Source organism: Spirosoma migulaei (genome assembly GCF_054776855.1).
The window spans coordinates 131,320-141,870 of the sequence record NZ_BAAHBG010000031.1 but is presented as its reverse complement, the minus strand read 5'-3'; the positions used below and the strand labels follow the sequence as shown (position 1 = coordinate 141,870).

General features: G+C 36.6%; 8 protein-coding genes. 7 read left to right on the top strand and 1 reads right to left on the bottom strand.

Annotation, left to right across the window (positions count from 1 at the left end):
• Window positions 1-239 precede the first annotated feature (239 nt).
• The 3 genes from ACYVGO_RS29550 (at window position 240) to msrA (ending at window position 2,874) form a co-directional block, all read left to right on the top strand.
• A complete protein-coding gene (locus ACYVGO_RS29550) occupies window positions 240-1,601 on the top strand; it encodes a lactonase family protein (RefSeq protein ID WP_460972383.1) in 1,362 nt (453 codons plus the stop codon).
• Between the two features lie 271 nt (window positions 1,602-1,872).
• A complete protein-coding gene (gene msrB, locus ACYVGO_RS29545) occupies window positions 1,873-2,325 on the top strand; it encodes a peptide-methionine (R)-S-oxide reductase MsrB (RefSeq protein ID WP_460972382.1) in 453 nt (150 codons plus the stop codon).
• Between the two features lie 57 nt (window positions 2,326-2,382).
• Complete coding sequence (msrA, locus tag ACYVGO_RS29540) at window positions 2,383-2,874, top strand: peptide-methionine (S)-S-oxide reductase MsrA (RefSeq protein WP_460972381.1); 492 nt, start codon at window positions 2,383-2,385, stop codon at window positions 2,872-2,874.
• Window positions 2,875-3,293: 419 nt separating this feature from the next.
• On the opposite strand, the gene ACYVGO_RS29535 is transcribed toward msrA, so the two are convergent.
• Complete coding sequence (locus ACYVGO_RS29535) at window positions 3,294-4,190, bottom strand: hypothetical protein (protein WP_460972380.1); 897 nt, start codon at window positions 4,188-4,190, stop codon at window positions 3,294-3,296.
• Window positions 4,191-4,342: 152 nt separating this feature from the next.
• Here ACYVGO_RS29535 and ACYVGO_RS29530 point away from each other — a divergent pair, with 152 nt between their 5' ends.
• The 4 genes from ACYVGO_RS29530 (at window position 4,343) to ACYVGO_RS29515 (ending at window position 10,531) form a co-directional block, all read left to right on the top strand.
• Window positions 4,343-5,443: a PDDEXK nuclease domain-containing protein gene (locus ACYVGO_RS29530; RefSeq protein ID WP_460972379.1), complete on the top strand. Its 1,101-nt coding sequence runs from the start codon at window positions 4,343-4,345 to the stop codon at window positions 5,441-5,443.
• A gap of 119 nt (window positions 5,444-5,562) precedes the next feature.
• Window positions 5,563-7,560: a hypothetical protein gene (locus tag ACYVGO_RS29525; RefSeq protein ID WP_460972378.1), complete on the top strand. Its 1,998-nt coding sequence runs from the start codon at window positions 5,563-5,565 to the stop codon at window positions 7,558-7,560.
• A complete protein-coding gene (locus ACYVGO_RS29520) occupies window positions 7,557-8,657 on the top strand; it encodes a phosphoribosyltransferase-like protein (protein ID WP_460972377.1) in 1,101 nt (366 codons plus the stop codon). Before ACYVGO_RS29525 ends, ACYVGO_RS29520 begins: the two co-directional genes overlap by 4 nt.
• Window positions 8,654-10,531 carry an ORC-CDC6 family AAA ATPase gene (locus tag ACYVGO_RS29515; protein WP_460972376.1) on the top strand — a complete coding sequence of 626 codons (1,878 nt, stop codon included), beginning with the start codon at window positions 8,654-8,656 and terminating at the stop codon, window positions 10,529-10,531. Before ACYVGO_RS29520 ends, ACYVGO_RS29515 begins: the two co-directional genes overlap by 4 nt.
• Window positions 10,532-10,551: the final 20 nt, after the last annotated feature.

The window sequence follows — 10,551 nt, the reverse complement described above, 5'->3', positions numbered from 1 at the left end:
ACGGCACGGGTGTATTCGACTCGCTGAGCTTCTGTTCTGCGATCCTTTTTCTCCAGTGTGGATCATCGTGAACCCTCTGTTCTGTGGGCACCCTCTATACCAGCAATACTGTCTGTTCTCCTGATATAGAGTTAGCTGTTTTCTACCCAACATTGGTTGCTCCGTCGACCCAGCGCAACTAGTCAGGATCAGACAAATCACTTATTCATTTAATCAATTTTCACTTAACGTTTACAAACATGGATTATCAATCAAGGTTGCTAAAAGCGGCTGCGGTATGCAGTATTTTACTGGTACAAAGCTGTCTTCAAGATCACAATATACCCGCAGCCGATAAAGTTGTCGGCTATCTGTATACCACAACCAATGGAGAGGATGTCAATCAGGTTGTTAAGTTTACCCGTCATTACGACGGTTCGTTGTCGGATGAAACCCCTTATAGCACCAATAGTAAAGGGGGCGCAGACGTCAAGGCTGGTGGTGACGCGCATGGGGATTTTGATGCGCAGGGCGCCGTCCAACTAATCGGTGATTATTTATTGACGACCAATGCGGGTGGAAATCAGATTTCGGTTTTTTCCCTTAACCGATCCAATGGCGATCTCACCTTTAAAAGTAATACAGGTTCAGGTGGGGTCCGGCCCGTCAGTATAACCTATACAAAAAAAGCAGGGGTGGCGGATGAATACTGGGTCGTTGTCGGGAATCAATGGAATAACCCGAACGTACAGAAGGACGGTGCAGCCATTGAGCGGTATCCTAATAATGCGTTTTTTGCCCAGGATTTGAAACAGGCGGATGCCACGGATAATGACCGAACGATCCAGTTGTTCACCTTCAATACGAAGACCGGTGTTTTAACGTCTGAAAAGCAACTCGATAAATATGTGCGCGAAAATGGCGGCCCTACAGCGGTCAGTTTTAGCCCTGACGGAACCAAACTGGCCATAGCGACCTGGGGCATCGCTCATTTCAATACGAAAGTGACATCGGTAACCGAGCAGCATCCGAGCCGGGTCTATGTCTATAATTTTGCAAACGGGACGGTTAGCAATCGACGTTTTTTTGAAGAAGTTGGGATTGCCGGAAGCATTGGTTTTAACTGGGCGACTACCGGTAGCACAAAATTATATGTGTCAAACTTCAACCTGATTCCTGCCAAATTAGATCATAGCGTAACGCAACTGGAAGATAACGGTACGGCGGTGGCAAAGAAGGCCAATTTTGCCGTTACGTCCCCCTCGGCGATTAATGAGGCCTGCTGGACGGCACTGAACTCTGGCGGAGATAGGTTATTTGTCGCCAGCTTTCAAACCAATGTGATATCAACCTTTGGGGTCAGTTTATCCGGCTTAAGCTTATCAAAAGCAGAAACCAGAAGTGGTCTGGCTCCGAATGGGGACTCAAAAGAACTGTGGGTTTCGCCGGATAACAAGTACGTCTATAATCTGGGGTCATTTCAATCTTTCTCGATTAATCTGTTCGAGAATACCGGATCAGGAGCCGTTTACCGATCGCAAACTATCCTGAAAACAACGGCATCAGGGGCCGGTTTAGCCGGTAAATATAATTTCTTAGGGTTGGCCGGTTTTGATCTATAAAGCCAGCGATTCAACACCTCATTCACCGTACTTCGCTCAGAGAGGAAAGCAATCATAACTTTCTTCTCTGGGCAATTTTTACGCCTAGATCAAGTATCATTTTCTGACTTTAAACAGAGGCTTAAATAAATTAGTAACGGTGTTATTGAACATTTGGCTACATAGAGTCTTTTACTAACTGTCAATTAGAATCAGAAGCCACGCGTAAATATCAACTTATATCGCCTTATCAGTAAGTTTTGCCCCTAATAGATAGTCAACCAAGAACAGTATGCTCAACTGGAATGATGTAATCAAGTTTGCCAACTACGGTAACCCAACACCCGACAAAAGGGTTGAAAAAACAGCCGATGAATGGAAAGCCATTTTAACGCCCGAGCAATTTAGAATAACCAGATTGAAAGGGACTGAACGGGCTGGTTCCGGCGCTTTCTGTTATGCGCACGAAGCCGGACAATACAATTGTATTTGTTGCAATACCCCCCTGTTCGACTCAACCATTAAGTTCAACTCAGGAACGGGATGGCCAAGTTTTACACAGCCCATAAAAGAAAATGCCATTAAATACGAAACCGATGAAGCGTATGGAATGGTCCGGATCGAAGTGATGTGCAATGTTTGCGATGCCCATCAAGGCCATGTTTTTCCAGATGGACCGCCACCCGCAGGATTGCGTTACTGTATTAATTCAGAGTCAATTGACTTGGTTAAAAACAGTGTTTAGTACATGTTAAGTTGTTTGCAATACAATACGCTGAATTTAATATAAAAATTAAGCCCTATGGAAAATTATAAAAAAGCCTATATCGCCGGTGGTTGTTTCTGGGGGATGGAAGATTTATTCAGAAACCAACCCGGAATAATTGATACGGAGGTAGGTTACATTGGCGGTGTAAACGAAAATCCAACCTACCGAAATCATCCTGGCCATGCTGAAGGAATTGAACTGACGTATGATCCTTCAAAAACAAGTTTTGGAGAAATCCTCGATTATTTTTTTAGAATTCACGATCCATCCACCCTTGACAGACAAGGAAATGACATAGGATCAAGTTACCGTTCCGCCATTTTCATTCAAGATGAAGAAGAGCGAAAAGTGGCTGAAGAAATTATTCAACTCGTTAATAATTCCAAACGATGGAGCGGAAACGTAGTAACTAAACTAGAAGCGATTAAACCCTTTTGGCCTGCAGAACCTGAACACCAAGATTATCTGCTTAGGAATCCAAATGGGTATACGTGCCATTTTGAGCGATTTGGAACATTGTTGTAAATTCATTGAGTGACCCTAATCTGACAGAAGTAACCACAGTAATGAGCCACTCGAATTGCTTTTAGATGTCCTGTCCGAGAATCATGGGACGTTTTTCTGAACGGTGATCGAGTAGGAGGGAAGGGGCTAGAAACGGCCCTTTTTGCGTTCAATAAATCCGTTCACTTTAGTAGTTCACGGTATTGGGCGGGGTAGAGGCTTTTATGTACGATTTTCACGATCTGAATATCAATTATATTGGAGCAAAAGAGGATTACTTGTTAATAGGCGAAAATTCATCATTCAAAACGAGAACTATAGTTAACAGTAGTCTATTCATGACTATTTTGACATTTTAATCTCATACTGACATATCCATAGCCGCTACTATGCCCTTCTGAGCTATTCACAGAGAGTTTGTTGCATCTGAAATCTTACTATTAGTCATTCTTTAAAGTAGTCATATAATCGTCAAGCAAACCAGGAAATGCTTGAGCGATTAGTCCCATAAATACGTTAACCCTTGTCCCAATTAAAAGCCCAGGTTTCCCGTACTTTTCTCTATGCTGCTCAATAGTTATGGCTGTTAATAGTTGTTTTTGAGTCGATTTTCGAAATTGGTCATACCTTGCGTCGGTACCATCGACACGAATTATTGCTCCACCGCTAATGCCTCTGGGTATAGGCGATGTGTTCCAACTCCCATTAACAAGAATTTGATTATCATATCCTAGAGCAATATGCGATTGCGGATCAATACCAACTAATGAGTAGGCCGCACGGTACTCTGTTGTTGAAAAAACTTCTCGTTCCGTATTTATCTGATTACCAGCAGTATTAGATTTCTTAGCGCGAAACCCTGCCGCCATAAAAACAGGATACTTGCCTTGTGTATCATCAAAATCAAAATCATCTAGCGTAATTGCTACGCTTTTTAACGCTTCTGACAAATCAGACTGGATGTGAAAAACAGATGCATCATATGAATCTTCTCTCGTGGAATTTAATTTTCCAGTACTATATCGGTCTCCAGACAAGTTTTCGATAAGAGTCCCTTTGCCCAAACCAGTGAATATGGCTTTACCTTGGAATTCTAAAAAAACATGGGTTGCACTAAAAATGAAATAGTTATTTTTAATTGTAACCAACACACCCGAACCTATCTGCTCAGGTTTAGTCTTTGGTTTGTTGTGTAGTTTGGATTTAGGTATACAATGAATAGGAATTACTGCATCTTCAACGTGCCTCGGAGCATCCAGCGCAATTTCCACTTGCTCATAAAGCCTGTTCATTGCTTCAATTACCAAAGGGCTTTTTAAATTAATCTTGGGTTTCATATCCGTTTTCGTTCTCTTTAAATGCTGGAAACCATTTGCTACTTTAGGCTATAAAGTTATTTCACTAAAACAGTATAGTCACCTAAACCCCTTCTTTTTCTACAATATCCTTTGCCCATCTTATTAATTTGGGCGAATTTCACCCGCCGTTTATGCAATTCTCTGAGTTGATTATCAAACTGGAAGGGCTGCACAAGCAGCTTAACCAGCAGGCCGTACGCCAAACTGACCAATTATTGACCCTTCGAAATTATCTGTTTGGCTTCTACATTGTCGAGTTCGAACAGCATGGTACTGATCGGGCCACTTACGGACAACAGATACTTAAACGGTTATCCGCTGAATTGCAAAAGCATTCAATAAAAGGCGTATCAGACCGGTCTTTGCGTCAATATCGACAGTTCTATTTGACCTATCCTCTGATTTGGCAGACGCTGTCTGCCAAATTTAAATTACCTGATTTCGAGACAGTTCGCCATCTGGATATTTTAGACAATGCAAGTACAAATCAGGATTTACCTATTTTAGATCCCTCACTCTTGCTCGATCGATTAACCTACTCCCACTTTGTTGAATTGCTAAAAGTAGATAGTCCATTACTACGCCGATTTTATGAAGTTGAAGCTCTAAAAAACAACTGGAAAGTACACGAATTAAATCGTGCTATTACAACACTGCTCGCAGAACGAACAAGCTTATCGACGGATAGAATAGCTGTAATTGCTAGAATTAAGGAAAATCAGCCATCAGGACTAGAGGATTTAATACGAAATCCGTACTTACTGGAGTTTCTGGGATTGCAAGAAAAGCCAGAGTACACTGAAAACGATCTCGAAAAAGCCATTATTGACAATTTGCAGGACTTCTTATTAGAACTGGGACGAGGGTTCTGTTTTGAAGCTAGACAAAAACGTATAAGCTTCGGTAATCGTCATTATCGAATAGACTTAGTTTTCTACCATAGGATTCTTAAGTGTCATGTGCTAATCGATCTTAAAATAGGAGAATTCGACCATGCCGATGCTGGTCAGATGAGCGTATATTTGAATTACTATAAAGCAAACGAAATGAGCTTAGGGGATAATCCCCCCGTTGGGATTATCCTATGTGCTAATAAAGATAATTCCCTAGTGGAATATGCTACCAGTGGAATGGAAAATGAAATTTTTGTCTCCCGGTACCTAGCTGAGTTGCCTAATAAAGAACAACTTCTTGCATTAATTGATAAAGAAAGCCGTGGGTTGAATTTATAAACTATTCAAAGTTTATAAATTACAATAGGAATATTATGTACATTAAATATTATACCGTAGCAAGATTTAGGGTATTTTTTTAACGATTAATGGTTCAACAGTGATTCTAGTAATCATATGTGGGTAAACTTAATTATGTTGAGATTATAGTAAAATTTACAAATTATAGTTTATTTTTATACGTAAAACAAATCAACAAAATAATGGGCAAACCTTTCAATAAAGAACTGGAAAAAATACAAGAAACTTTTAGCTGGTCACTAAATTTGCCAATAGGCAATTTTAAAAAAGAATTACAAGAAAATTTAAGTAAGCCAATATTCATAGTAGGCTCTGGCGGTTCTTTAAGTGCATGCTATTTTGCGACGATTTTATATCAACAATATGGGATGATGGCGAAAGCTATTACTCCCCTTGAATTAATATATAGTAAAAAAGCGCTAAGTGGATCGAACATAATGTTTATAAGCGCAAGTGGAAAAAATAATGATATAGTTCTTGGGTACGAGTCGGCTATTGAATATGAACCACATAGGATTTATAATTTATGCATGCAAAAAGATAGTTTATTGTCAAAGCTTTCAAAAAAACACTCCGTTAGTGAAACATTTGAATATTCATTACCAACCGGAAAGGACGGTTTTTTGGCGACTAACAGTTTAGTGGCTTTTTTTTCAATATTATACTCAGCTTTGACAGTTAAGACCGCCATAAAGCCACTGGAAATAGGTCTAAATATAGACGTAGAATCCAGCATTGACGCCTTTGTTAATCAAATAAAACCAGATTTTACTTTCTTAACATTATACGGTGGTTGGGGTCTTCCAGTAGCAATTGATTTGGAATCTAAATTTGCAGAGGCAGCACTTGCAGATATTTCAATTTCAGATTATAGGAATTTTGGACATGGTCGACATCATTGGCTGGATAAAAGATCTAAAAACAGTGCAATAATTGCGATTATAACTCCAGAAGAGGAAAATTTAGCAGATAAAACTTTAGCTCTTCTCCCTAAAAGTATTCCAGTTTTAAAACTAATTAGCACTTATGAAGATGGATTATCAAGTATTGATTTATTAATGCAGTCCTTCTATTTAGTTCAACAACTTGGCAAGTTGCAAAATATAGATCCAGGAAGGCCGGGAGTACCAGATTATGGCAGTAAATTGTACAATTTACAGTATAAAAATTTGTTAAAAAAAGATAAGATTGAGTTATCGCATAAGGAGTTAATCGCCATAAAAAGAAAAACAAATTATACAGATTATAGTAATTTAAGCTCAGAAGAACAAATTTACTGGACAAAGGCGCAAAAAAAATTTAAGAAAGAAATTGAAAAAACGGAGTATGGCGCTATTGTTCTAGATTATGATGGAACTTTATGTTCTGGATCGGAACGATATAATGGTATAAATACAAATATTGCAGAATATCTCAACAAAATACTAGAGAATGGCTTAGTAGTAGGAATTGCAACAGGGCGCGGGAAATCGGTACGTATTGATTTGCAAAATAAAATTGACGAAAAGTATTGGTCAAATGTAATTGTAGGTTACTATAATTGCAGTGATATTGGAATACTTACAGACAATTCTACTCCAAATAAAAATGAAAAAGTAAATGATGATTTAACTACAATATTTCAAGAGTTAAATAATTATGTATTCCCATTGCCAGTTAAATCTGAGCTAAGGCCCCATCAAATAACGATTGAAATAAATGATAAAAAAGACTGGCACAAAGTTAGAGATATCCTCGTTCAATTAATAATGAGTTATAATCAATTAGATATTCAAGTAATTGAGTCAAGTCACTCAATGGATATAATATCTAAAAAACAAGGTTCAAAATTAAATATTATAGGTTATTGCAATAAACTTACAAATGAATTGTCCCTTCCAAAGAATTGTCTAAGTATAGGGGACAAAGGAAAATGGCCAGGTAATGATTATCAATTATTATCCACTAATTATTCTTTAAGTGTTGATGAAGTATCTCATTTAGCAGAATCGTGTTGGAATTTCGCTGCACCTGGCATAAAAAACATAGAAGCTATGTTATATTACTTATCTTGCCTTAAGTTTGAAAATAATAAATTAACCATTGAGTTCAAATGAGATCCACACTAGCAGAGAAGCTATTAATTAGAGTAATGGGATGGACTCCAGAGGAGGTTTCAGTTGAAAGACCCCTTATTCAAGCAATGGCAAATCTTAAATATGATGAATATCAGCAGTTTTCCCCAGGTATCAGATTTACAGAAAGTATGGCACAATGGTTAAATCAGTTTGAACCAGAGGAACGCCATCAAGCATATAATTTTATTAAATCTAATTTAATATTTATAACGAGTGAGCAAATAGCACACTTGGTCAATATTTGTTTTGCTGAAAAAATAAATCCCTTTTTAATGCAAAAAACTGCACAACAAAAAGGAATTGCAAACCACTTAGTGCGCCAGTTGTATAATAGTGCAGAATATAAAGAAATTAAAAGAAGATCTCTTTTCCTAGGAATTAGCGATGGGGCAAAGATTGACCAGTTACGTCGAAGTAGTGGTATAAGTAATGAACAAGTTTTTTCGTCATATTATATTTCGACTGAAAAAAAGGATGATATGCTAAGTGAGCTTCATTCTGAGGGATATGATGGAAAGTTTTCAACAGTATTTCTAATAGATGATTTTACAGGAAGTGGCTTAAGTTATTTCAGGAAAGAAAACGGTAATTTTACAGGAAAAATCTGCAAATTTTTAAAATTAATATATAATATTGACAATGATGATAAGACATTATCTGTTTTGCCAGATTTAATAGATAATAACCATTTATCCCTAAATCTTATATTTTACATTGCAAGAGAAGAATCAATTAATTACATAAAAGATCAAATTAATCAATGGAAAGATGAGAATAATCTTACATTTTTGTTTTCTGTTGATGCTATACAACTTATAGAAAATAATGTAAAAGAAGAGGTTATGAAAAACGAAGATATTGTAGCGCTCTCTAAAAAATATATAAATGATACTATTATTGACAGGCACTTTAAAAAAGGTAAGCATAAAGACTACTACTTAGGTTTTGACGAATGTGCTTTACCATTAGTACTTCATCATAATTCACCAAATAATAGTTTACCTATTTTATGGTGGTATCCTGAATCTGAAGAGTTCAGAGGTTTATTTCCGAGAATTACAAGACACAGAGAATGAGCAATCGATATCGGAATCCATTTAAAGTTAGAGCCTCTGAAAAGCTCGAAACAGATTCAAATTTTCTTAGAATGTATAGCCCATACATTCTTGACGCATTAATTGATAAAAACAAGGAAGATAAACTATGGAATAATGTGTTATTTCTTAGAAGCTCTCCTGGAGCAGGAAAGACTTCTATTTTAAAAGTTTTTGAACCTAACTGTTTGCTTACGTTGACTCATAATAAGTCAGCACAGCATTATAAAGACACGTTAAACTACCTTAAAACTTTGCAAATCATCGATGATGAGGGAATAAATGTTTTAGGCGTATATCTTAGCTGTGCTAGGAATTATGAAGTGTTGGAGGATTTGTCAATCTCAGACGGGCAAAAGAAAAGGTTGTTTTTTGCTCTGATAAATGCAAGGCTGATTCTTTTTACGTTGAAAAATTTATTGACATTATTTAATGACTCAAATTTATCAGATATTACTTTAAATGCATCAAAGATTGAATATTCATACCTAGATATAACATTTCCTTGTAATGGAGTTGATCTATTTAATTGGGCTTCAGGTATTGAGAAAAATATTTTCAAAGCAATTGACAGTTTCTTACCAATAACTGAAGATAAAATTCAAGGACATGATGAATTATTCGCATTCGATTTAATGCAAGAAAAAAACATTATTTTGGCAAATAAAACTTTGCCAAAAAAGATTTTATTTATGTTTGATGATACTCACAAGTTGAGTAAAGTTCAACGTGAACATTTAATAAAATATTTAACAGTAATTAGGAAACAATATAATATTTGGCTTGCAGAGCGTTTAGAAGCGTTAGATGAAAATGACAATTTTGGTTCATTTAAAAATAGGGATTATGATGAGATTAATCTTGAAAAAATCTGGCAAGACTCAAGTAAATTTAAAACAATTGTCGCTAATATCGCCGAAAAAAGGGCTGCTTTATCATCTGAAGGCCTTACCTCCCTCCAATCGTATTTAGAGGATAATATAAATGAAAGTAATTTTGATGCTAAATTGATAAATGCACATGAAGTATCAATCAAAAGAATAATTGGTTTAACATCATTTACTCATAAGTTTGATAAGTGGGTTCAATATATATACAATCAGCCGGATTTAACACACCTCCAAAAAGCTATTTTAGCCAGACAGGCGGAAATTATTATTAACAGAACGGTTGGAAAGTCTCAACTTTCACTAGACTTTCCATTAGAAGTTAAGGAATTAACTGAAAAATTAGGTGGAGAAATCCTGGCGACATCTGTCTATTTTACATCGATTGAACACAAAATTCCGTACTATTTTGGATTTGACACTTTAGTAAAGTTGGCTTCTTATAATATAGAACAGTTTTTATCATTTGCCGCAGATTTGTTCGAGCTAATGTTGTCAAGGCAGATTGCAGATAAGCAGATAAATCTAACTGCAACTGATCAAGAAAGGCTTTTGAAAAAAATTGCTGATAACAAGTGGAATGAACTGAACCGTCTCATACCATATTCTTCAGAAGTTTTACGTTTTTTGCAAAATTTTTGCAGCTTTTCTCAAAAGGAAACGAATAAACCTTCTGCCCCTTATGCACCTGGAGTAAACGGTTTTGCAATTAAAGAATCTAGTGATAACAAATTGCTTTACAACGGACCTTGGACAACTGATGAAGCCTTTAAACCGTTGAGAAATGTATTAACAACATGTTTAGCTTACAACTTGCTAGAAACTAGAATCACAAAACAAGGTAAACAAAACCAACAATGGACAGTGTATTATCTAAATAGATGGATTTGTTTACGTTATAACCTTCCTTTATCTTACGGTGGATGGCGTGCTAGAACACCACAAGAATTATTAAAGTGGACTAAATAAATGAGCAACTTTCGATGGAA